We start from the raw sequence: 23,433 nt of genomic DNA, 5'->3' as shown, positions 1-23,433 counted from the left end.
AATCTTCATGCTCAAACGTACCCTGGCGCTCGCCGCCGGCTTTGCCCTGTGCCTGTCTACCAGCCTGACCCAAGCCGCCGAAGTGCTACGTGTCAGTGCCATCCCGGATGAAGCGCCGACCGAACTGCTGCGCAAATTCAAACCGCTGGGTGCCTACCTAGAGCAGCAACTGGGCATGAAGGTCGAGTTCACCCCGGTCGCCGACTACCCAGCCGTGGTCGAGGCCCTGGCCACCGACCGCCTGGACCTGGCCTGGCTCGGCGGCTTCACCTTCGTGCAGGTGCGTCTGAAAACCGGCAACGCCATTCCGTTGGTACAACGCGAGCAGGATGCGCAGTTCACCAGCAAGTTCATCACCGCCAACCCGGACGTGACCTCCCTGGCCGACCTCAAGGGCAAGACCTTTGCCTTCGGCTCGGTCTCGTCCACCTCCGGCAGCCTGATGCCGCGCTATTTCATGCTGCAGGACGGCATCAAGCCGGAAAGCCACTTCAGCCGCGTCGGCTACTCTGGCGCGCACGATGCGACTGCTGCCTGGGTGCAGGCCGGCAAGGTGGATGGCGGCGTGCTCAACGCCAGCGTGTGGGACAAGCTGGTTGCCAGCGGTAAGGTCGATAGCAACAAGGTCAAAGTGTTCGCCACCACCCCGACGTACTTCGACTACAACTGGACCGTGCGTGGCACCCTCGACCAGGCCTTGGCTGAGAAGATCAAAGCCGCCTTCCTCGCCCTCGACCCAGCCAACCCGGAACACAAGGCGATCCTCGATCTGCAGGCCGCCAGCCGCTTTATCGAAACCTCGCCTGAAAACTACAAGGGCATCGAGGACGCTGCGCGCGCCGCTGACCTGCTGAAATGACCCTGCGCCTGTCCGGCGCCAGCCTCAGCCACGGCAACGGAGTCCACGCCCTACGCGGCGTGGACTTGCATATTGCCGCTGGTGAGCGCGTCGCCATCATCGGCCCGTCCGGGGCTGGCAAGTCGAGCCTGCTCAACCTGCTGGCCACTGCCCTGCAACCCAGTTGCGGCGAGATTCAGGTGCTCGGTGAGCAGCCCTGGCAACTGTCCGGCCGCCAGCGTCAACGCCTGCGTGCACGCATCGGTCTGGTGCATCAAGCGCCGCCACTGCCGGCACGCCAGCGCGTCGTCACGGCGGTACTGGCCGGCAAACTTGGCCAGTGGGGGTTGGGCAAGAGCCTGCTGAATCTGTTGCACCCGCTGGACATCCCTGGCGCTCGCCGTGAGTTGGCCAAGCTGGACCTGGCCGACAAGCTGTTCGCCCAGTGTCAGCAGCTTTCCGGTGGCCAGTTGCAGCGCGTCGGCATCGCCCGCGTGCTGTACCAGGCGCCGGAACTACTACTAGCCGATGAGCCGGTATCGGCCATGGACCCGGTGCTGGCCGAGCACACCCTGAATGTGTTGTGCAGGTATGCCGAAACCCATGGCGTCACCCTGGTCGCCAGCCTGCATGCGGTAGAACTGGCCCTGGCGCACTTCCCGCGCATCATCGGCCTGCGTGACGGGCAGATTCTCTTCGACCGTCCTGCTGGCGAAGTCGATCAGGCGCAGCTCGACGCGCTGTATGCCAACGAGCAACTGCTTTCGCCGCCCGCGCCCAGCGTAACCCTGAGCCTGCAGATCCCACGATGCTAAGCCGCGACACCCGCGATCCCGCCGCTCTGCCTCGCCTGCTACTGACCCTGCTGGCGCTGGCCCTGCTGTGGCCGGGCATTCAGCTCAGCGAGCTGGACCTGGGCGTGCTGCTGCAAGCCGACAGCCAGAGCGAAATGGGCCGCTTTGTCGCCGCCTTCTGGCCGCCGACCCATGACGCGGACTTTTTGCAGTTACTGCTCGACGCCACCCTGCAAACCCTGGCCATCGCCACCGCCGGCATGGCCCTGGCGCTGCTGTTGGCGATTCCGGCCAGCCTGCTGGCCAGCCGCGCGCTGTCGCTGTCCGCCGCGTCCCGTGGTGGTCGACCGAAGCCGCTGGCGCAGTTGCTGCGCTGGCCGGTGCGCGGGCTGCTGATATTCCTGCGCAGCGTGCCGGAAATCGTCTGGGCGCTACTGTTCGTCCGCGCCGTTGGCCTCGGCCCTACCGCAGGGGTGCTGGCCATCGCCATCACCTACAGCGGCATGCTCGGCAAGGTCTATGCGGAAATCTTCGAGTCGGTCGACCAGCGCCCGGCCCACGCCCTGCTGCAATCCGGCAGCGGTCGGCTAGCAGCGTTCGTCTACGGCATCCTGCCGAATGCGGCTGCGGAGCTGACCTCCTACACGGTGTACCGCTGGGAATGCGCGATCCGCGCCTCGGTGGTGATGGGCTTCGTCGGCGCCGGCGGCCTGGGCCAGCAGATCGACCTGTCGATGCGCATGTTCGCCGGTGGTGAAGTGGCCAGCATGCTGCTGACCTTTCTGCTGCTGGTGTTGCTGGCCGACCAGCTAAGCCGCGTGCTGCGCGGGAGGCTGGCATGAATCGGCTGATCAACTTGGTGTTGCTGCTCGGCATCGGCGCGGCGGTAATCGCCTCGTTTATTTACCTGGGCATCGACCTCGGCGCGCTAATCGGCGGCGACAGCCTGGGGCAGATGGCCGGCTACGTGCAGCGTTTTCTCAGCCCTGACCTGAGCGCCGAGCACCTGACGGCCATCAGCCGTGGCGCAATGGAAACCCTGGCCATGTCAGCCCTCGGCACCTTGCTCGCGGCGGTGTTCGGCCTGTTGCTGGCCTTGCCAGCTGCCGGGCGCTTTGGCTGGCCGCTGCAGAGCGCCGCACGTTTGCTGCTGAATGCCCTGCGCGCGATCCCAGAATTGGTGTGGGCCGCGCTGATGGTGCTGGCCGCCGGTCTTGGCCCGAATGCCGGCACCCTGGCCCTGGCCCTGCACACTGCCGGCGTACTCGGCCGGCTGTTTGCCGAGGCGCTGGAAAATACCCCCACCGCACCGGCCGAGGCGATTCGCCTGCAGGGCGGCAGCCAGGTCGCGGCGTTCTGTTATGGCACCCTGCCCAACCTGTGGCCACAGCTATTGGCCTACTGCCTGTACCGCTGGGAAAACAATATCCGCATGGCCAGCGTGCTTGGCTTTGTCGGCGCTGGCGGCCTGGGGCAGATGCTCTACGTCAGCCTCAGCCTGTTTCAGGAGCCTCAGGCAAGCACGGTGATCATCGCCATGTTGCTGCTGGTATTTGGCGTCGATGCGCTGAGCAGCTGGAGCCGGCAGCGCTGGATTCGCGCCTGAATTCTGGCCACGCCTGAGCTGACTGCGGCAGACCGTAGGATGGGTTAGGCACAAACAGATTGACCTGCCGTTAACCGAACAAACGTGCCGTAACCCATCAGCGATATTCGCCCCAGCAACGGGTACAGACATAAGTCGCGCGATGGGTATCGCTGCGCTCAACGCCATCCTACGATTAGACCGTAGGATGGGTTAGGCACAAACAGATTGACCTGCCGTTAACCGAACCAGCGTGCCGTAACCCATCAGCGATATTCGCCCCAGCAACAGGTACAGGCATAAGCCACCGATGGGTATCGCTGCGCTCAACGCCATCCTACGATTAGTGGCTCTTGCAGGATTTCGCAGGGTTGAACATCTAGAGCAGAGGGAAGTAACGCGGGCGGCCGATGTGGAACGGAGCGGGTAGCTCCGTTCCTGCGCCGCCGGGTAGGCGAGCGCAGCGCATCGAAATGCCAGAGGGGAAGAAACCCATCGTACCGGGCGGGTAGCCCTCCGTTGCCGGATGTACGACGGGCGCTGCAGTGCAGCATCAGACACCTGGACAAGGTGCCAGGAGGTGGCGGTAAGCCGGTGTTGCCAACTGCCCCAGCTGGCGAACCAGCGGGGCAGGATGCTCGTTAAATCTGTCAGCCGATGGTCATCAGGCTGGCGTTACCACCAGCCGCTGCGGTGTTGATGCTCAGGGCGTGCTCAATCAGCAGGCGCTCCAGCGGAATGTCCGTCTCGCCTTTGTGCAAGCCATGCACGCCGATGATCGCGCCAGGGCGCTGAGCGGCCAGTTGGCAGACTTCGCGCAGCTGATCGGAGTCACCGTGGTGCAGGATGGCGTCAAACGTAGTGTCACTTTCGCTCCACTGGCTCAGCACTGTGATGCGCTGCTGCACGGCCTTGGGCAGTGCGGCAAACAACTCGCGGGTCAGCTCGCCTTCCTGCCACAGCACCTGGCAACCCACGGCCAGGGCCGCTGCCAGCTGCACCAGCAGGTCACTGCGCTCATCGGCCAGACACAGCACATGCTCACGCGGCAGCAGGCTGTAACTGTTGCGCTCGCCGGTTGGGCCGTTGAGCATCTGCACGGTGCCACTCTGTGCCAGCTCGACGTACTGCGCGCTCAGGGCAGTCAGGCTAGGCTCATGCTTGGTCGCCCACTCCTGCAGCGCCTCAAGCACTTTGGCTTGCGCCGCAGGACGCTGGATTTCGCCATTTTCCTGCTGTAGCTGTTTGGCCACGGCGTCCTGCGGACGGGTTGCCAGCAGGCGGTACATATACAGCGGGCCGCCAGCTTTCGGTCCGGTGCCGGACAGGCCTTCGCCGCCGAACGGCTGCACGCCGACCACCGCGCCAACCATATTGCGGTTCACATACAGGTTGCCGACCTTGGCGGTGTTGACCACCTGGGCGATGGTTTCATCGATGCGCGTGTGCACGCCGAGGGTCAGGCCGTAGCCGCTGTCGTTGATCTGCTGCAGCAACTTGCCGAGGTCCGCACGCTGGTAGCGCACCACGTGCAATACCGGGCCAAAGATCTCGCGCTGCATCTCGTCGAAGCTGTCCAGCTCGATCAGCGTTGGCAGCACAAAGGTGCCGCGCTTGATGTCGTCACCCACCGCGCGGGCGGTCTGGAATACCTTGCGGCCCTTCTCGCGCATTTTCTCGATGTGCTGGTCGATATTGCCCTTGGCCTCAGCGTCGATCACCGGGCCGATATCGGTGCTCAGGCGCTCCGGGTTGCCCAGGCTGTATTCGGCCATGGCGCCCTTGAGCATGTTGATCACCCGGTCCGCCACGTCTTCCTGCACACACAATACGCGCAGGGCCGAGCAGCGTTGGCCAGCGCTGTCGAAGGCCGAGGCCACGACATCAACCACCACCTGCTCGGTGAGCGCCGAGGAGTCGACGATCATGCTGTTGAGGCCGCCGGTTTCGGCGATCAGCACAATGGTGCGGCCCTGGGCATCCAGGCGACCGGCGAGGTTGCGCTGGATAATCCCGGCCACTTCGGTAGAGCCGGTAAACATCACGCCACGTACCCGCTCGTTACCGATCAGGCCGGCACCGACGGTTTCGCCACGGCCCGGCAGCAGCTGCACAGCGCCGCTCGGCACACCGGCATCAAGCAAAATACGCACGGCCTGCGCGGCGATCAGCGGAGTTTGTTCGGCCGGTTTGGCCAGCACGGTGTTACCGGCCGCCAGGGCTGCAGCGACCTGACCACTGAAGATCGCCAGCGGGAAGTTCCACGGACTGATGCACACCACCGGGCCCAGCGGGCGGTGGCTGTCGTTGCTGAAGTGATTGCGCGCCTGCGCCGCGTAGTAGCGCAGGAAGTCCACCGCCTCGCGCACTTCGGCGATGGCGTTGGCGAAGGTCTTGCCAGATTCACGTACCAGCAGCCCCATCAGTTGCTGCATTTCCGCTTCCATCTGGTCGGCGGCGCGGTCGAGCACGGCGGCACGCTCAGCCGGCAGGGTCGACTGCCAGATCTGCCCGCTGGATACGGCGCAGAGCACGGCGTTGCGCACATCCTGCTCGCTGGCTTCATGCACATGGCCGACGATGTCGCGGTGGTCCGCCGGGTTGCGTACCGGCTGCGCTTCGCTCAGCTCAGGGGTGTCGCAGCCGAGAAGCGGCATGGCCTTGTAGGCGGTATTGGTGCTGCTCAGCAGCGCCGAGGACAGCGAACCCAGGCGGTGTTCGTTGGCCAGATCGATGCCTTCGGAGTTCAAGCGGGCGTCGCCATACAGCGCACGCGGCAGGGCAATGCGCGGGTGCGGCAGGCCGAGGCCGCCTTCTTGCGTAGCCATCTGCTCGATCTGCTGCACGGGGTCGAGCACCAGTTCCTTGATCGAGATACTGGTGTCGGCAATGCGGTTGACAAACGAGGTGTTCGCGCCGTTTTCCAGCAGGCGACGCACCAGGTAAGCCAGCAGGGTTTCATGGCTGCCGACCGGGGCGTAGATGCGGCACGGACGGTTCAGCTTGCCATCAGCAACCTTGCCCACCACCTGCTCGTACAGCGGCTCGCCCATGCCGTGCAGGCACTGGAACTCGTACTGACCGGGGTAATAGTTCTGCCCGGCCAGCTGATAGATGGCCGACAGAGAATGGGCGTTGTGGGTGGCGAACTGCGGGTAAATGGCTTCCGGCACGGCCAGCAGCTTGCGCGCGCAGGCGATGTAGGAAATGTCGGTGTAGGGCTTGCGGGTGTAAACCGGGTAGCCTTCCAGGCCTTCGACCTGGGCGCGCTTGATCTCGCTGTCCCAGTACGCGCCTTTTACCAGGCGAATCATCAGGCGATGACGGCTGCGCTTGGCGAGGTCGATGACGTAGTCGATCACATACGGGCAGCGCTTCTGGTAGGCCTGAATGACAAAACCGATACCGTTCCAGCCGGTCAGCGCCGGATCGAAGCACAGACGCTCAAGCAGATCGAGGGAGATTTCCAGGCGGTCGGCTTCTTCGGCGTCGATGTTCAGGCCAATGTCGTACTGCTTGGCCAGTTTGGTCAGGCCCAGCAGGATCGGGTACAGCTCGTCCATCACGCGCTCGTACTGGGCGCGGCTGTAACGTGGGTGCAGGGCCGAAAGCTTGATCGAGATGCCCGGACCTTCATAAATGCCACGACCATGGGACGCCTTGCCGATGGCATGGATGGCCTGCTCGTAGGACGCCAGGTAGCGCTTGGCGTCTTCGTCAGTCAGCGCGGCTTCACCGAGCATGTCGTAGGAATAACGGAAGCCTTTGCTTTCCATGCTGGTAGCATTGGCCAGGGCTTCGGCGATGGTTTCACCGGTCACAAACTGCTCGCCCATCAGACGCATGGACATGTCCACGCCCTTGCGGATCAGTGGCTCGCCGCCTTTGCCGATAATGCGGTTGAGCGAAGTCACCAGGCCGGCTTCGTTGTGCGTGGCCACCAGTTTGCCGGTGATCAGCAGGCCCCAGGAGGCAGCGTTGACGAACATCGACGGGCTGTTGCCCAGGTGCTGGCTCCAGTTGCCGTTGCTGATCTTGTCGCGGATCAGCGCGTCACGGGTGGCCTTGTCAGGAATACGCAGCAGCGCTTCGGCCAGGCACATCAGCGCCACACCTTCCTGCGACGACAGCGAGAACTCCTGCAGCAAACCCTGCACCAGGCCCTGACGGCCGCCGGCGTTCTTCTGGTTGCGCAGCTTCTCGGCAATGCCCATGGCCATCTTGTTGCTCGCCTCGGCCATGTCCTTGGGCAGACGCGCTTGCTCCAACAGCATCGGCACCGCTTCGGTTTCCGGACGGCGATAAGCCCCGGTAATCGCGGCACGCAGTACCGATTGCGGCAGGATGCTTTCGGCAAAATCAAGGAACACCTGCAGGCCCTGTTCGGTAAGCGAATCAACCGACTCTTCTCCGGCAACTGCCGCCAGGCCCGAATGCTCGGCCGGGGTCAGACCACCCTCGATCTGCTCAAGATAATTGAAGATCGCCTGCTTGATCAGCCAATGGGGCGTGCGGTCAATTGACTGCGCGGCCTGCTTGAGGCGATCACGGGTTGCATCATCGAGCTTTACGCCAAGGGTGGTGGTGGCCATTGGTTTGTCCTGTATGGGCTGGTGCACGGCAAAAAAGCGCCGGGAGCAATTTTTAACGTCGCCCCGCGACGGCCCCGGAGGGGTGGCCACCATGGGTGGCGGGTCACAAAAAATCTGGCGAGAGATTAAACCTCAGACGGCGCAAGGTGCAACTAGGTGCAACCAAACAAAATCGAGATTATCTACAGCACTCAGCAACACGAAACCCCGCCGTTATAGGACGCAAGCCCAGTACTGACAAGGCTCTGGCGAAAACTGCCGGGCACTCAAAGAAAACGCTCGTTTTAAAAAACATGCAGCTTCCGACGACAGGTAAAACCAAAACGCCGATTAGGTTGCGCTGCAGCTTTTATACACGCCTCAACTGAGCAAAGCACAGCAGGCAAACATGCGTGCAGTGGCCGACGGAGTGCACACTCGATCAGCGCAACCGGCCACCGGACAATAAACAGAGAGCATGCAAAAGCCCGGCGGTACTTCCCAGGCGATGGAGCGGATAGCCGGCCGCCACAATGTCGCGCTAAGCTCAGAGCAGGATTTACAAGGAGATCAACATGACTGCCAAGGAAGCACAACTGACTGAGTTGCTCAGCCTGTCCACGCGCACCCTCACTCATCTGACTGCCGCCATCACCGCGATGTCGTTTGAACTGCTCAATACCCAGGACAGCGCCGTGAACGCCACCGCACACAAGATGATCGAGCGCATGCTGGCGATCAACAGCGAGCTGGATCAACAGTGGCAGCTGCTCAGCCAACTGGCGGGCACGCAACCAGAGGCCAGCAATACGCTGGAGCAGGTGGTGCTGCAAAGCCTGGAAGCTGCAGGCAACGAGGATTAACGCAGCCCCACCACAGGGCTAACCAGCCCGCTGGGCAGTCGAAGTAAGCACTCAACAACCCAGGTCACTTTCCGCTAGAAAGCGACCTGGTGCTGGCGCTGATCGAAGGCCTGGTCGCCGGCGTGATGGCGCGCAACAAGGAAGCCGTGCAACTGGCCGCCGAGCTGACCGAAAGCGTGATGTCCTACCTGCATGTAGCGGGCAGCGACAAGCCGGTGCGCAAGCCGATCAAACGCCGAGCCGGCAACACGCCAAGACAGAGCTAGCGGGCACCCGCCAGCACCTTCGCCAGGCTTATTTGCCCAGCTGCGGCGTAATCGCCCCGCTCTCGGGGTCTTCTACTTTGTAATTATTCAGCAGTGGAAACCCAGCATGCCCAACGCCCTTCATCGTACATTCACCCGCGCCCTGCTCGTCAGCCTGCTGCTGACCCTGGCCGCCTGCAGCTCCTTCGCCCCGCGCGACCCATTGCGCATCGAGTTGGTGGGTATCGAACCACTCCCCGGCGAAGGCCTGGAGGCGCGCTTTGCGATCAAACTGCGGGTACAGAACCCCAATGATCAGGTCATCGATTTCGACGGCGTAGACCTGGAGTTGCAGGTCAACCAGCAACCGCTGCTCAGCGGTGTCAGTAACCAGCGTGGGCAAGTGCCACGTTATGGCGAAAGTATCCTGCGGATACCCGTCAGTCTTTCCGCCTACGCCGCACTGCGGCAGGCCTGGGGCATGTCCGGCTATCAGGATGGCAAAGGCCTGCCCTATGAGTTGCGCGGCAAACTGGCCAACGGCCTGTTCGGCACCTGGCGCTTCAATGACCGCGGCACGCTGAACTGGCCACAACTGCCAGCGCCCGGCGCAGCTCGGTAAACCAACGCCGACAAAACCCTATACAATATGCGGCCTTTATTTATTGCCCCATCAAGGACCCGCCGTGAGCACGCTGCCGCCCTGCCCCAAATGCAACTCCGAATACACCTACGAAGACGGCGCGATGCTGGTCTGCCCGGAATGCGCCCACGAATGGTCGGCCACTGACGCGAGCGACGCGGCAGATGACGCCAAGGTGATCAAGGATTCGGTGGGTAACGTGCTGCAAGACGGCGACACCGTCACCGTGATCAAAGACCTTAAAGTCAAAGGCTCATCCCTGGTGGTCAAGGCCGGCACCAAGGTCAAGGGTATCCGTCTGTGCGAAGGCGACCATGACATCGACTGCAAAATCGACGGCATCGGCGCGATGAAGCTGAAATCCGAGTTTGTGCGCAAAGTCTGAACGTGCCATTCGCCAGAAAAAGAGCCCCGGCCACAAGCTGGGGCTCTTTTATGCGCCGCGTGCGCACCAGTAAAACTACCTAGGAGCCTGTCGGACTTTCTGACTCTTCCTTGCGCTGAAAGTATTCGCGACAATCAGGGCTCTGCAATCGAGAGCCCCGCTGATGAGCCGTTTTGTCCTTGCTGACCGAGACACTGCGTATTTACTGCCGCCTTCGGTGAACGAGTGGTTGCCGGCGGATCACTTGGCTCGGTTCGTGGTCGAGGTCATCGAGCAACTCGATTTGAGCGAGCTGACTGGGCAGTATGCGGGGCGGGGTTCAGCCGCCCACCATCCGGCCGTGCTCTTGGGGCTGCTGATTTACGGTTACGCCAACGGCGTGCACTCCAGCCGCAAGATCGAACGCGCGACCTATGACTCGGTAGCGTTCCGTTATGTGGCGGCCAACACCCACCCCGATCACGACACCCTGGCCACGCTCCGTCGACGTTTCCGGCAGCAGGTTGAATCGCTGTTCGTCCAGGTGCTGATGCTGGCGCGCGAGATGAAGCTGCTCAAGCTGGGTCATATCGCCCTCGACGGCACCAAGATCGAGGCCAACGCCAGTAAGCACAAGGCCTTGTCCTGGGCGCACGCCAACAAGATCGAGGCGCAGTTACGCCAGGAGGTCCAGCAGTTGCTGGCGCTGGCCGAAAACAGCGACTGCGCCGCAGTACCCGATGGCATGGATGTGCCGGCGGAGATTGCCCGACGCGAAGATCGGCTCAGCGCGATAGCCCAGGCCAAAGCGAAGATCGAGCAACGTGCAGCTGAGCGGCACGCCATTGAGCAACAGCAATTCGAGGCCAAGACGGCCAAGCGTGAGGCCCAGCGCAAGGCCGGCAAGAAGCCGCGTGGCAAGGATCCAGAGCCGCCCGCAGCGGGCCCCAAAGACAGCGATCAAGTCAATCTGACCGATGAAGAATCGCGCATCATGCCCGTCTCAGGCGGTGGCTACGAACAGAACTACAACGCTCAAGCCGGGGTGGACGTCAAGACGATGCTGGTGATCACGCAGCATGTCACGCAGGCCGTGGTTCCTACGCTGCAGTGCATAGCTAACTTGCCCACCGAATTAGGCAAGCTGAAAAACCTGATTGCGGACAACGGCTTCTTCAGCCAGGCCAACGTAAGCGCCTGCCACGAAGCTAAGGTCGAGCCGCTGCTGGCGCTCAAACGCGAGTCTCATCACACGCCCGTGCTAGAGCGCTTTGCTACCGACTCGCCGCCACCGCAGACGAACAGTCTGGTCGAGCAGATGGCCCACCGCTTGAGCACGCAAGAAGGTCGAGCGCTGTACAAGCTACGCAAACAGACGGTCGAACCGGTGTTTGGCATCATCAAGCGAGTGATGGGCTGGCGGCAGATGAGCATGCGCGGCCTGGCCAACGCCCAGAGCGAATGGAGCCTGGTGACCATGGCCTGGAACATCAAGCGTTTGCATGTGCTAGGCGCGATGTAACGCGGCCGAAAAGTACGCCCACCCGCGTCCAGGCAGCTGCTCAGGTGCACGAACGGACCGCCTGGGTTCGCGATAGTCAACTCGGATGCTTAGAAAGAACGACCCCGAGCAATCAAAGACCTAAACCCGCGCTGTCATTCCTTTTCGGGTTAAGTCCGACAGGCTCCTAGGGGGCAGGGATCATTTTTCAGGCTGCGCGGAGGGCTCGGGTCCGCACTCAGTGACATACCGATTAACCTAGGGCGGTTAATCGGTATGGCGAAATTGATCACAAAGCCCAAATTCGAATCAAAGCAAAACCCATATCCAGATCGATGGATTTACGCCCCTCCACCCACTCATCATTGCGAAGACGTTTACCTGTATTGGTTTCCTTCTCACCTTTGGCAATCACTAGTACGAATAGGCGAGTCGGGGACTCGAAAGAGCGCAGCCTTTCGATATCCGCACGAACTGACCAATCACCTTCAAGGCACTTGGCTTGTGATGCGTCTCCCAAGCATTTGATTTCAGCCACCATGGTCGTAGCGCCGTTGTTATCCTGCGCGAACAGATCTGCTTTACGCCCTTCGCCTATTGGCAGATCTGTCCAAATATCGATTTCATTTTCGAACCAAGCGTGCAGGCTGACTTCTGCCTGTATCTAATGCTCGCGGCAGCTATTCAGTTGCAGTACTTGCTCAAGTTTCTTGTCCATTGAGCGAAAGGCCCACCCCCGAATAGGGAAATCCATTGTGCTGTGTCCATTGCTGCTCCTTGCGTGTTTGGGGATAGATATGATTGCTTCATGACCTGGATTTTATTTTGCTGCGGTATGTCAGCCAAAAGACTAGCACTCATGTAGCTCCAGAGCCGCCCGCGACCGCTGAGTTATCTCATCTCGCAGTCCCTGTGGCTTATGAACCTGAATGGCCCCTGCGTGAGATAGCACCCACCATTTCAGCTCCCAGCTGTCATTCACCGTAGCGGTCAGTTTTGAGCCGTCATCCTCTGAAACCAGCAACATGTCATGTGAAATTGGGGCTTCTTGCAGAAGGCGGGCAAGGCCTTCGCTCACCCAGGCTTCAAGCTGAATCTTTTCGTGTGTACCAAACTGCATGGCGCCGCTATCGACATAGTTCTGCAAATTAAATCCGTCGGGTTTGTAGCTGGCACTTGCGAGCAGGCGCGCTTCTTCGAAACGATGAACAACGAACTGGCGAATGTCGTCGAAGGGTTCGGCGGTGGCGATGAGATAGGTGGTGTGTGCTCGCTGTACAAGACCCAAGGGGTTAAGTGTGAAGTTGTGGAACTGATTCTTGTGGGCTGAGTAGTAGCGGCAGCTGAGCTGGGTGTCGTTCATCAATGCTTGCTGAATAATTTCCAAGAGATCGGCTTTGATTTCGGGAGGAGTCTGGGAGAGTTCTGGCTGTACGCTTGCCACCTTGTCCAGCCAACGAGCTGAAGGATTTTCTTCGCTCATGGCTTCCAGCTTTTGCCGGGCCAGGTTGAAGCGCGGCTCTAGTGTTTTAAGCATAAAGGCCGGAATCAATGGCCTGATGCTGCCTTCCACCAGTCGCAAGGTAAGAGCTTCGCTAAGTGAGATGCCAGGAAGCTCGGCACTTTTGCCAGGCATCCAGTGCCAGCCGTAGGGCATGCCTTTGCTGTTGCATTGCAGTGGGAAAAGCCTGGAAAGCTCGACGAGGTCACGTTCGATGGTGCGCTTGGTGGTCGGGTGCCCTGCGTCACTGAGTCGGCTTTGCAACTCAAGGGTTGTGATCCCCGGACCCTTAGGTGGCAGCAGCTTGAGCAGTTCCCATTGGCGGGTCAGTGTGCTGCGACTGGTGGCTGATGGCACGGCGTTCATCCCTAAAATCGGCTGCATGCCAGCATCATGATGTGCCCAATCGCTTCAATCAACGTTGGGGCGGCTGTGCCACACAAAAACATCGCGATCTGGAGGGGTGTCACTGCGCAGCAAATCAGCCAACTCCAATTTAGGTTGCGACATTTTCTGCGGCTGTGAATCCGAGAGGAGCTGCTGGCCGGACCCTAGGAAAAATTCGGTTGAGGCCGTCAGCATCAAGCTGATGTCGTTTTGGTTCTCGGCGTTCTCGCTCAGCTTCCCGCTAAAAAACGCTTCACTAAATGCGCTGCAGATTTGCGCAGGTGTCGCCTCCAGCTCTTTTAAAATTTGAGATCTCTTCCCCAGCAACCGCTCTGCAGCGCCTTCGAAATCATCGGCGCTATAGGCTTGGGATGTTCCCGCCGCTGCATCAACCATTTCGCACTCCTGCCTTGCCGCTTAACCGATCTTTTTTGTTGGGTTTTTGAATATGACCTTGGGGCAACGTTCTACCACTCAGCAAAACCAATCGCTCTCATGGTCCTGGCGGTTTTTAAACTGCTTTCGGCCAGTAACGCATCAACCACCTGATCGGCATTGGTGAATGGTTGGAAGCGTGCACGTCGTGAGACCAGTGCAAAATCACCTGGCGTTAGACAGCTTTGCCGAAGCAGTCGGGCGAGCTTGAGGCTGTCTGGCTTTTTAAGGCCCATTTGCCGCAGGTACTGCCGAAGCAGGTTGGTGATCTGTTCAGCGCCGAGGTAGTCGAAGTTGATTTTCAAGTCGAAGCGTCGCAATGAGGCTTCGTCGAGGTTATCCATCAGGTTAGTGGAGGCTATGAACAGTCCGCGATAACTTTCCATTTGCATCAGCATTTCGTTTACGGCGCTTACTTCCCAGCTGTGGCGGGCCTTTCGACGATCCTGCAGAAAGCTATCAACCTCATCAAGAAGCAAGACGGCATCATCATCGGCAGCCTGCTCAAATGCTCGCGCAAAGTTCTGCTCGGTCATGCCAACGTAAGGTGAGATGAGGTCAGATGCTCGGCGAGTTAGAATCGGCTTGCCGAGTTGCTTCGCTAGCCAATGACCGAAAGCAGTCTTGCCTGTACCTGGCGGGCCGTAAAAGCACAGACGTGCCTCGCCATGATTCTGCAACCCGGCTAGAAGCTGATCGAGGGGCATATCAGTATTGGCCATTTCTGGGCTGTAGAACTCAGGTAGAGCCTGCATGCGACTCTGCCCCAGGCGCGAAAACCCTTGGGCTTGCAACGTGGCGTTGACCAGAAATTCGACTGTCGTGTCCAAGGCCGCAGATGCGTCTTGAGCCTGGCTGCTTGCCACATCCATCGCCCGTGTGATGATGGCGGGCATCAGCTGTTCATGGTCGGCGAGCTTGTCGACCAACGACTGAGTCAGGCGATTGTCGCTGGCGCTGCGGATAATGCCTTCGCGCTGAAGCCGAGGTGGATTATCCAGCTTGAGTACTAAGTCGAAGCGCCGGATATAGGCATTATCCAAAGCCCTGATGTTGTTGGTCAGCCAGAAGCAGGGGATTGGGTTCTCCTCAAGCATGCGGTTGATCCAGCCTTTTTGCCGTTCTTGGCCACCCATGAACATGGCCAGTTCATTGCTGCCACTGAATAGATCCTCGATCTCATCCAGCACCAGCAAGGTTTTCTGCTGGCTGAGTACACACATCGCCGACCGCAGCGCGCACAAGCGACCGCGACGATCAATAGGATCACCACTGTTATCGGTACAGGCAATTTCGAAGAGATCAGCCTGCAACTCGCTGGCAAGCAGCCTTGTTAGCTGGCTCTTGCCGGTGCCGGGTGGGCCATAGATGAGGATGTTAACCCCGGTTTTTTTCGCTTCGAGTGCTTGCTGCAGGTAGGGGCGGGTGATGTTGAGTGGGGTGTCGAGGTGAATAAAATCTTTGGCTTCCAGCTCGCTTTCGGGGGCAGGGCGAAAAGCACTTTGGAACAGCCCAATAGCGCTACCTTGGTGGTGACGCACGGAGAACAGCAGATCCTTGTTGTTAAAGCCCAGCAGGTCAGAGATGTGATTGCGCACGCCGCTGCGCAGGTTCGCCTCAAGCAACCCTGACTGCACCAGGCGGCCCTCTGCCGAAAGACGTAAACGCAGGTCATTCTGCGGAATATCCAGCAGTGTGCTCAGCACTCTGATCAGGCGGTTGAATCCGATGTGACCGAGTTCATTGCAGCAGTCATCCAGCAGGGTATCTGTATTCATCACCGAGCAGAAACCGATCAGCTTTTGCTCGATTTCATCCAGGCCAATCAGCTGTGCAAGTTTTGCCAGATTCGCTTGCAGGTTGTCTGGTAGCTCGGGTGCTGGAAACTCCTTATCAAAGAGCATGCGTTCATTGCGCAGCGCAGCCAAAGATCGCTCCTGAAAGCTGAATTTTCTGGCTACGTTTGAGCGTCTAGCTCTTCCAGGTAGAACCCCAGGGAAGGTGGGGGCGTCCTCATCGTCTTCATCACTCTCGGCAGCGTCTACTAGCCAGTAAATGCCAAGCTCGTGGGCGACATCGTCATCACTGAAACAACCGTGATTGATGAAGCCTGCGGATTCCACGCCATTCGGACACTCAGCCCACGCTGATCCGGACACCTGTTCCACGGTCATCCGGACAGGCAGTCGGAGCGCAGCGACGCAGGATATGCATTGTTAGTCTGAGGTGCCCGGCGTCGTCAATTTCTTCGCCCGCCTGCGCATCGACTCTCCCTTCAGGTTGATCCGGTAGGCGTTGTGCACCAGGCGGTCGAGGATGGCGTCGGCCAGGGTCGGATCGCCGATCAGTTCGTGCCAGTTGTCCACCGGCATCTGACTGGTCACGATGGTTGAGCGTTGGCCGTAGCGGTCGTCCAGCAGCTCCAGCATGTCGCGGCGCTGTTCGGTGGTGAACGGTGCCAGGCCCCAGTCATCGAGGATCAGCAGGTCGGTCTTGGCGTAGCTGCTCATCAGCTTGACGAAGCGGCCGTCGCCATGTGCCAGGCCCAGTTCTTCCAGCAGCCGTGGCAGGCGCAGATAGCGCACGCTGCAGCCGTCCCGGCAGGCCTGGTGGGCCAGGGCGCAGGCCAGCCAGGTTTTGCCGACGCCGGTGGGGCCGCCGATGATCAGGTTGAGGCCGTCGCGCAGCCACTGGCCGCTGCGCAGTTGCAGGATCAGCGCCTTGTCCAGCCCGCGCGGGGCGCGGTAGTCGATGTCTTCGAGGCAGGCGTTGTGCTTGAGCCGGGCCTGGCGTAGGCGGCTGCTCAGGCGCTTGTCGTCGCGCTCGGTCAGCTCGCGATCGACCAACAGGCCGAGGCGTTCTTCGAAGCTCAGGCTGTCGATGTCGGGTGTTTTCAGTTGCTCGGCGAGGGCTTTGAGCATGCCGTGCAGGCGCAGGGTTTGCAGCTTGTCCAGGGTCGGGTGAGGCAGCATGGTGGGATTCCTTTGTTCAGTGGTAGTAGCCGGGGCCGCGCAGGTTGGCGTGGTCGTCCGGTAGTAGGGGTAGGTTCTGTTGAGCCAGCGGCAGGTTTTCCAGGCCTTGGCGCAGAATCGATTCGAGGCTTTTGTAGCTACAGGCACCGAGGCTTAGGGCGCGCTGGCAGGCGGCTTCCAGCCGTTCTTCGCCGTGGTGCTTGCCCAGGCGCAGGATGCCCAGGCAAGCGCGGTAGCCATGCTGCGGATGCACGCGCCGTTCGAGGATGTGGCTGATTACGCCGGCGGTGTTCGGGCCGGTCTGCTCGGCCCAGCGGATAAGCCGTTGAGGCGTCCACTCGGCATGCTCGCGATGGCTCTTGGGCATGTGCTCGGTCTGCGTGCTGTGCCGGCCTTTGTGCAGGGAGCGTACGTGGCTGGCCACCCGCTGGTTGGCGTGGAAGCACTCCACGGTGCGGGCCGTCAGGCGCACCTCCAGCTGCTTCTTCACCAGCTGGTAGGGCACCGAGTAGTAATGCCCATCGACCTCGACGTGGTAGTCGATGTGCACCCGCGCCTTCTTCCACTCGGCATAGACGTAGGGCTGCTCCGGCAACGGGCGCAGAGCCGGGCGATCCAGGCTGGCGAAGGCCGACTGCCGGGAGCCCGGCAGCTTCTTGAACGGCCGTTGGTTGAGCCGCTCCAGCAGCACGGCGATGGCCGTGTTGAGCTCGTCCAGGGAGAAGAACTGGCGATGGCGCAAGGCGGCGAGGATCCAGCGCTCGACCACCTGCACGCCGACCTCGGCCTTGGCCTTGTCGCGGGGCTTACGCGCCCGCGCCGGCACCACCGCCACGCCATAGTGCTCGGCCAAGTCGCGGTAGCTGGGGTTGATGTCCGGTTCGTAGCGATGGGCCTTGCTCACCGCACTGCGCAGGTTGTCCGGCACCACGATCTCCGGCACCCCGCCGAGGAAGGCGAAGCAACGGGCATGGGAGCCCAGCCAGTCCGGCAACTGCTGCGACCAGGTGGCCTCGGCGAAGGTGTAGCTGGAGGCACCGAGTACCGCGACGAATACCTGCGCCTGGCGGATCTCGCCGCTGTGACGGTCGATCACCGGCATCGTCTGACCTGCGTAGTCGACGAACAGCTTTTCGCCGACGCGGTGCTCCTGGCGCATCACCACATCGACCTTGCCGGCCCAGGCCCGGTAGTGCTCGCAGAACCAGCTGTACTGGAAGCCCTGTGGCTGGCCCAGCCGATACTCCTGCCAGAGCAGTGCCAGGGTCACGCCTGGTCGGCGCAGCTCGGCATGCACCCAGGCCCAGTCGGGAGTTGGTCGTTGCTCAGAGGGGATCTCCGGCGGTGGCGGGAACAGGCGCCGCTCCAGCTCGGCGTCGGACAACTCAGTAGGGAGCGGCCAGGAGAGGCCGCAGGCCGTGAATCGGCAAAGGTAATCACCGGCACTGCTGTGACCTATGCCCAGACTGCGGGAGATCTTACGGACAGACAGCCCGCAATCGAACTTGAGGCGCAACACTTCACGGATTTTACGCATGGATAAACGCTCCACGACGACCTCTCTGCTTCGAAAAAGAGGCCAATGGTAGTGAATAAATCCTGCGTAGCTGCCTGCCAGAAAGTGTCCGGATGGCTGTGGAATCAGTGTCCGGATGCTCGTGGAATGGGTGTCCGGATCAGCGTGGAATCACTGTCCGGATGTGCGTGGAATGGGTGTCCGAGTCAGCGCGGAATCCGCAATGAAGCCCCGATGGCCGCCGCAATCGATCACCAGCTTGAACATCCAGCTCAGGGCAAGCGGGCATGTGTCCTGGTTGTGTGGGCCAGACTTGCGAGCGGGTTTTGTCATTTTGAGTCCTCCAGAGAGTGTGGAGGCATTGTGGAGGATGCTTGCGACGCAATGCGTCGCAAGCCGTGCTCAGGTACTTTTACTGTGGACGGGGGCGTTAGGGTTCCAGCTCTCCCAGGAGCATCACCACGGGTGGATTGCTTGCGTGGTAGTTGGCGGCGAGCACTATGCTGCTGACGTTTGGGCTGATTTCTTCAAGAGCATTTCCGAGGTCTGAGATCATCGGCATCGTTAAATCGTGACCAGCAAACAGCGAGGCAAAGACATTTCTAAAGCGAAAGCGTTGTAGTTGTGCCCAAGGAACTTCAAGAGGGTCGTCATAGGGGATGATCTCTAAAAGTAGCTTCTGGCTTTCGGAGGCTCGCAGAAAACGTATCAGATCCGAAATGTCGATGCAGATAAGACCGGTGTGCATGAAGGGATGGGTAAGCATGTGGATGCCTTGCTCAGCCCATTTCATAAATTCATGCGTACTTAAGTGATGGGGGCATGTGACTTGATAAGCATCCTCGGGCAGTGCGCGTGAGCAGTCATTTTGGTCGAAATACACCGTGGCACGTTTGTCATCCGTAGGTGGGTGGTAGTCAAGCGGTGCACTGATGACAAAGAGCAAGTCGCTTAACTCAAAGTTGGGCACCGGATTGTCTGGATAGAAAGTTGCCCGCATGGTCTCTGTAAACGTAAAGAAATCCATGACACTAAAGCATGGGCCGTGCTTCGGAAGATTGGTTTTTAATGGAGACATTTCGTGCCCTCAATCGGCAGTTTTCAGACGAATGATCTTGCGGCCTACGGCTAGGCTGACCAGCCAGCTGATGAGTTGGGCGTAGTTGATATCCTCCAGAGCCGCGATTTGCTTGCGCACCTCTTCTAGGCTGGCGAGCATCGCGCGCATGGCGTGGGCATCCAAGGTGTGGGTCAGGCCCGCCCGGGACATCAACGTGACAGGCTCAAGCAACGCGTCAAATGCATCCTGCTGAATCAGCAGGCGCGACAGATTGCTCAGTTGCTCCTGCAGATGCTCAGGTGGTTCGGAAGGACTGAGAAAGCCTGCAAGGCTGATAATTCGACGACCAAAGCGCTTGGTGTTCGAGGTTTCTTGCAGAAGTGCTTCGAGGTTTTCCTTGATGAGACGATCCATGGTGCTTCCCCTAGATACAGTGAGCACCAATCGTGAATCATGCCTGCGACGAAATGTGACGCAGGAGTGTGCTGATTTATCCGGACGGGATTTTTTGATGGGTCGGCTAATATACCGAGTACATCTCTAGAAGAGATGAACGGTTCGCCATAGTGAATAGAAACGCAATGCTTTGCTCAGGCCCTTTTAGGGCTTGCCGGCTTGTACTTTTCCGGGAGCCACTTAACGTGTTTTATTTTTGCGATTCGGTGCCTCGCCATTAAGTCTATGCCGTCCCAGTCTTCCGGCATTTGTTGGCGAAGTTTAAGTTGGTTGAGGCGCGCGTCTTCAGCTTTTGTAACTGCAATCCTGACAATCATCTTGTCTAGAATCTCAGCTATTCTTGCCATGCTTATTTTTTTCTGCTGAGTCAATGCTGCGTATATAGCCAGTCGTGGAATTGCATGCTCAATGATTATTCCGTTTTTAGGTTTGATGTTGGATTTTTCATTTTCCTTCCAAAGGCGCATGGCGGCAGACGAGAAAATTATTCCGTTATTATCGCCTTGAACTCCTTTAGGTGCGTCAGATTTCCATAGAAGTTCTCTTAGTAGAATGTGTTTCTTGAATTCTTCTGGCCAGTCTGATTTTAATATGTCGTATATTATTTTTATCATTACATCCTTGCCGTACGAATCTATTCGTTTAATTTTTGGCATAGCTTTAATCCCTAACCATTTATGAAAAATATATTAGCGCTACTGTTCTCAATGGTACAACCAACCCTGCAGTTCATCCAAATTCACCACCACAATCTGCTGGGCCGTTGGCTTGGTATGCACTTTGGTCGTGTCGATCTGATAGCGCTGCAGCACGTACTGCACCAGTGCACCTCGTATATCGATAACCAGCCGTGTTGCCGTTTCGTCGCGAGCCGCGTTGCTGCGAAACGGCAACAGACCCTAGGTCGCGCGCCCCATTTACTCAGGAGTCACTATGCGCGTCGCCTTTACCTTATTGCTGCTATCAACCACCCTAACCCTGAGCGCCTGCAGCCTCGGTGAAACAGCAGATCGAAGCTGCTAATGCGCAAAACAATAAGCGATTGGAAGAAGACTACTGAGGGGTTTACTGCACCGGCAGGAAGTTTATAAACAACAACCCCTGGGCATAACTCACACCCATGCGCCGATAGCGCTCATCCAGCACATCGGTAAGCAGATCCAGACGCGCGACTATCTTGCCAAACTCCACGGCATAGCTGAGGTTATGCCCTTCAGCAGAAATCTCGTTTGACAATAACCAGGGCTTGCCCCCGGCATCAGTGCGCTGGGCGAGCATCCAGCTGGCCTTCTCGAAATTGCGCGCGGCGTTATGGATGAACTGCGGGTCCAGTGTATCGCTCAGGTAATACTCGGTGCGCCCACCGTGAGCGGTAATCAGCATGCTCGCCAGCGAATAGATAAACGCACCAACACGGTCGCCCTGGTACTCAGCGCTTAAGGCATAACCCAGCGCTGCAATATCGGTACGCCCGCCCAGCTGCGGCAGCGGTTGGTCCAGCTCAATGGCGCGGTGTACCTCACGCTTGGCGGACTCCACATCCGCAAGGCCGGTTTTGCGCCACTCGCGCGGGTTACGCAGGTACAGCTTGTCCATCAAACGGTAGAGGCTATTGAGGTTGTTGCGCATGCCCAGAGTGGCCATACGGTCGGCGTGGCTCTGGAAGAACTCGGTGGGTTTGATCGCGCTACGGTTGCTGATGATGGTTTGATGGTCCTGCCGACTGGAACAGCCGCCCATAGCCATTACCGCCACCAGCAACGTCGCCAGCAACGGCCAACGGCGCCTTGCCACAGCGCTGCCGCCCGACCAGGCGGAGCCAGTTTTCAGCCATTGCCAACGCTGTACAGTGCTCATCAGAGGAGGTCGTCCGCTGCGGTGTAATGAGGTAACGCTAGCAATAAAATCCAGATTGGCCAGTTTTCCTACCCGAATACATGACATTGAACACAATCAAGCACCTAGCTGCATAAGCTCAGGTGGACTGCCAACAGACCGTGCTACACACAAAAGATTGCTAACCGCCTATCAGCACACCGGCAAAAGGCCCGCCACAGAGCGCTTTAAGCGGTATGATCCGCGCCTTTTTGGCTGTCGAGTCACCCATGCTGCGTCTGTTTGCCCTGCTTTGCCTGCTAGTTACCCTGCCCGTCCTTGCCGATGCCCCGAAAACCTTTAGCGCCGCGAAGAAAATCGCCTGGCGGCTGTATGCCGAGCGGCCCAATACCTTCTATTGCCAATGCGCCTACAGCGGCAACCGGGTCGACCTTGGTAGCTGCGGCTACAGCGTGCGCAAGCAGGAGCGGCGAGCCGCCCGCGTGGAGTGGGAGCATGTGGTGCCGGCCTGGGTGATCGGCCATCAGCGCCAATGCTGGCAGAACGGCGGCCGCAAGAACTGCGCACGCAGCGACGCCAGTTTCAAAGCCGCCGAAGCGGACCTGCACAACCTGGTGCCGAGCATCGGCGAAGTGAATGGCGACCGATCCAACTACGCCCTCGGCATGCTCAGCGACAAGCCCACGCAATACGGCGCCTGCCCGATGGTGGTCAATTTCAAGGCGAAAACCGCCATGCCGCCGGCTCATGCGCGTGGCGCATCGGCGCGCATCTATCTGTATATGGCCGAGCGTTACCAGCTGCGATTGTCCAAGCTCGACCGTCGCACCTACGAAGCCTGGAACCGCCAATACCCAGTCAGCGAATGGGAGCGCTGGCGCAACCAACAGGTCGGCTGCGTGATGGGCCACGGCAACCCTTATGTAGGCGCCATCGATGCCAGCCGCTGCAGTCCGCTGCGCCGTGCCGGCAACCCGCAACGTAACAGCGGCTAAGCACTGGCAGCTGCCCGAAGACCCCAGCGCGCCGCTATTAACGCTAAACTTCACGCCACACCAACCCGAGCACAGCCCCATGTCCAGCACCGCCACCCCAAGCCCCGCCCACGCCATTGCCGAAACCCGCGCCTGGGTTGATCGCGCTGTAATCGGCCTGAACCTCTGCCCGTTCGCCAAGGCCGTGCAAGTCAAAGGGCAAGTGCGTTATGTGGTGTGCGCCAGCGCCGAGCCGCAAGCACTGCTCAGCGCCTTGATCGACGAGTTGCACGCGCTCGCCAACTGCGAGCCAAGCGAGACCGACACCACTCTGCTGATCCACCCTGCCGCCCTTACCGATTTTCTCGACTTCAACGATTTTCTCGCCGTGGCCGATGACACCCTCGACGATCTCGGCTATGCCGGAGTTCTGCAAGTGGCCAGCTTCCACCCGCAGTTCCAGTTTGCCGACACCGGCGTCAATGATGTCAGCAACGCCACCAACCGCTCGCCCTACCCGACCCTGCATATCCTCCGTGAAGCCAGCATTGACCGCGCCGTCGCTGCCTTCCCAGAGCCGGAGGCGATCTTCGACGCTAATATCCAGACCCTGGAAGAGCTTGGCGCAGACGGTTGGGCGGCCCTGCAGGCGCAATGCCGCAAAGACGCGCAAAACAGCTAAGTCGCAAACGCGAAGCTGCCAGAAACACCTGACAGCACTACAGCCATATCTATCAAGCCGAGTGCACCGCCCATTCGAACGAGCGCGCGGATGCCGTGCGCCCGACGAATGGACGCTATTGCTTCCGAGAACCTTGAGAGATTTGCAAGCTGATCAACACAATTAATCGGCGCGACTCCATAAAATCCCCCCTCTTTCGAAGCTGCCAAT

Annotated in this window: 21 protein-coding genes and 2 pseudogenes; 11 read left to right on the top strand and 12 right to left on the bottom strand. The window is 59.7% G+C overall.

Features of this window, described 5'->3' with window-relative positions:
• The first annotated feature begins 7 nt into the window (after window positions 1–7).
• From AC0T4W_RS04450 to phnE, 4 genes are read left to right on the top strand one after another with little or no spacing between them, the layout of a single operon-like run.
• Entirely contained in the window at window positions 8–859 is an 852-nt protein-coding gene (locus tag AC0T4W_RS04450) for a putative selenate ABC transporter substrate-binding protein (protein WP_476316658.1), read from the top strand.
• Window positions 856–1,653 carry a phosphonate ABC transporter ATP-binding protein gene (locus AC0T4W_RS04445; RefSeq protein WP_476316655.1) on the top strand — a complete coding sequence of 266 codons (798 nt, stop codon included), beginning with the start codon at window positions 856–858 and terminating at the stop codon, window positions 1,651–1,653. Before AC0T4W_RS04450 ends, AC0T4W_RS04445 begins: the two co-directional genes overlap by 4 nt.
• Entirely contained in the window at window positions 1,647–2,474 is an 828-nt protein-coding gene (locus tag AC0T4W_RS04440) for a PhnE/PtxC family ABC transporter permease (RefSeq protein ID WP_476316652.1), read from the top strand. Before AC0T4W_RS04445 ends, AC0T4W_RS04440 begins: the two co-directional genes overlap by 7 nt.
• A complete protein-coding gene (gene phnE / locus AC0T4W_RS04435; protein WP_476316649.1) occupies window positions 2,471–3,238 on the top strand; it encodes a phosphonate ABC transporter, permease protein PhnE in 768 nt (255 codons plus the stop codon). The genes AC0T4W_RS04440 and phnE overlap by 4 nt, the downstream gene beginning before the upstream one ends.
• Window positions 3,239–3,867: 629 nt before the next feature.
• Here the strand turns inward: phnE and putA are convergent.
• Complete coding sequence (gene putA / locus AC0T4W_RS04430; RefSeq protein ID WP_476316646.1) at window positions 3,868–7,809, bottom strand: trifunctional transcriptional regulator/proline dehydrogenase/L-glutamate gamma-semialdehyde dehydrogenase; 3,942 nt, start codon at window positions 7,807–7,809, stop codon at window positions 3,868–3,870.
• 554 nt (window positions 7,810–8,363) lie between these two features.
• Here putA and AC0T4W_RS04425 point away from each other — a divergent pair.
• From AC0T4W_RS04425 to AC0T4W_RS04405, 5 genes and pseudogenes are all read left to right on the top strand, one after another.
• Window positions 8,364–8,651 carry a hypothetical protein gene (locus AC0T4W_RS04425; protein ID WP_476316643.1) on the top strand — a complete coding sequence of 96 codons (288 nt, stop codon included), beginning with the start codon at window positions 8,364–8,366 and terminating at the stop codon, window positions 8,649–8,651.
• A gap of 89 nt (window positions 8,652–8,740) precedes the next feature.
• A pseudogene (locus AC0T4W_RS04420) lies at window positions 8,741–8,917 on the top strand (hypothetical protein); the annotation flags it as partial.
• 106 nt (window positions 8,918–9,023) lie between these two features.
• Window positions 9,024–9,518, top strand: a complete 495-nt coding sequence (locus AC0T4W_RS04415; protein WP_476316640.1) for an LEA/WHy family protein — start codon at window positions 9,024–9,026, stop codon at window positions 9,516–9,518.
• A 64-nt stretch (window positions 9,519–9,582) separates the two neighbouring features.
• Window positions 9,583–9,924: a zinc ribbon domain-containing protein YjdM gene (locus AC0T4W_RS04410; RefSeq protein WP_476316637.1), complete on the top strand. Its 342-nt coding sequence runs from the start codon at window positions 9,583–9,585 to the stop codon at window positions 9,922–9,924.
• Between the two features lie 163 nt (window positions 9,925–10,087).
• On the top strand, window positions 10,088–11,425 hold the full coding sequence (locus AC0T4W_RS04405; protein ID WP_476316635.1) for a transposase: 1,338 nt from the start codon (window positions 10,088–10,090) through the stop codon (window positions 11,423–11,425).
• A 268-nt stretch (window positions 11,426–11,693) separates the two neighbouring features.
• Here the strand turns inward: AC0T4W_RS04405 and AC0T4W_RS04400 are convergent, their stop codons facing one another.
• From AC0T4W_RS04400 to AC0T4W_RS04350, 11 genes and pseudogenes are all read right to left on the bottom strand, one after another.
• The gene (locus AC0T4W_RS04400; protein ID WP_476316632.1) at window positions 11,694–11,945 is read right to left on the bottom strand and encodes a hypothetical protein; all 252 of its coding nucleotides are present in this window, start codon (window positions 11,943–11,945) and stop codon (window positions 11,694–11,696) included.
• A 309-nt stretch (window positions 11,946–12,254) separates the two neighbouring features.
• Window positions 12,255–13,289, bottom strand: coding sequence for a helix-turn-helix transcriptional regulator (locus AC0T4W_RS04395; protein WP_476316629.1), 1,035 nt, complete (start codon window positions 13,287–13,289; stop codon window positions 12,255–12,257).
• A 27-nt stretch (window positions 13,290–13,316) separates the two neighbouring features.
• Window positions 13,317–13,688 carry a hypothetical protein gene (locus AC0T4W_RS04390; protein WP_476316627.1) on the bottom strand — a complete coding sequence of 124 codons (372 nt, stop codon included), beginning with the start codon at window positions 13,686–13,688 and terminating at the stop codon, window positions 13,317–13,319.
• A 71-nt stretch (window positions 13,689–13,759) separates the two neighbouring features.
• Window positions 13,760–15,850 carry an AAA family ATPase gene (locus AC0T4W_RS04385; RefSeq protein ID WP_476316624.1) on the bottom strand — a complete coding sequence of 697 codons (2,091 nt, stop codon included), beginning with the start codon at window positions 15,848–15,850 and terminating at the stop codon, window positions 13,760–13,762.
• Between the two features lie 93 nt (window positions 15,851–15,943).
• Window positions 15,944–16,699 (bottom strand): IS21-like element helper ATPase IstB, encoded by a 756-nt coding sequence (gene istB, locus AC0T4W_RS04380; protein WP_476315508.1) that lies wholly within the window; start codon window positions 16,697–16,699, stop codon window positions 15,944–15,946.
• 16 nt (window positions 16,700–16,715) lie between these two features.
• The gene (gene istA / locus AC0T4W_RS04375; RefSeq protein ID WP_476315505.1) at window positions 16,716–18,236 is read right to left on the bottom strand and encodes an IS21 family transposase; all 1,521 of its coding nucleotides are present in this window, start codon (window positions 18,234–18,236) and stop codon (window positions 16,716–16,718) included.
• Between the two features lie 409 nt (window positions 18,237–18,645).
• The gene (locus AC0T4W_RS04370) at window positions 18,646–19,293 is read right to left on the bottom strand and encodes a hypothetical protein (protein ID WP_476316621.1); all 648 of its coding nucleotides are present in this window, start codon (window positions 19,291–19,293) and stop codon (window positions 18,646–18,648) included.
• A 9-nt stretch (window positions 19,294–19,302) separates the two neighbouring features.
• The gene (locus AC0T4W_RS04365; RefSeq protein ID WP_476316618.1) at window positions 19,303–19,689 is read right to left on the bottom strand and encodes a hypothetical protein; all 387 of its coding nucleotides are present in this window, start codon (window positions 19,687–19,689) and stop codon (window positions 19,303–19,305) included.
• Between the two features lie 176 nt (window positions 19,690–19,865).
• Complete coding sequence (locus AC0T4W_RS04360) at window positions 19,866–20,387, bottom strand: hypothetical protein (RefSeq protein WP_476316615.1); 522 nt, start codon at window positions 20,385–20,387, stop codon at window positions 19,866–19,868.
• Between the two features lie 48 nt (window positions 20,388–20,435).
• Window positions 20,436–20,582, bottom strand: a pseudogene (locus AC0T4W_RS04355) (BrxR family transcriptional regulator); the annotation flags it as partial.
• A 214-nt stretch (window positions 20,583–20,796) separates the two neighbouring features.
• Complete coding sequence (locus tag AC0T4W_RS04350; protein WP_476323453.1) at window positions 20,797–21,471, bottom strand: hypothetical protein; 675 nt, start codon at window positions 21,469–21,471, stop codon at window positions 20,797–20,799.
• A gap of 365 nt (window positions 21,472–21,836) precedes the next feature.
• On the opposite strand from AC0T4W_RS04350, the gene AC0T4W_RS04345 reads away from it, so the two are divergent.
• Complete coding sequence (locus tag AC0T4W_RS04345; RefSeq protein ID WP_476316612.1) at window positions 21,837–22,562, top strand: endonuclease; 726 nt, start codon at window positions 21,837–21,839, stop codon at window positions 22,560–22,562.
• Between the two features lie 79 nt (window positions 22,563–22,641).
• Window positions 22,642–23,223, top strand: a complete 582-nt coding sequence (locus AC0T4W_RS04340) for a DUF1415 domain-containing protein (protein ID WP_476316610.1) — start codon at window positions 22,642–22,644, stop codon at window positions 23,221–23,223.
• Window positions 23,224–23,433 lie beyond the last annotated feature (210 nt).

It is taken from the genome of Pseudomonas sp. C7.1 (genome assembly GCF_056312395.1).
Note: the sequence above shows the minus strand (reverse complement) of the source record. Positions and strands in the feature narration are given on the sequence as shown.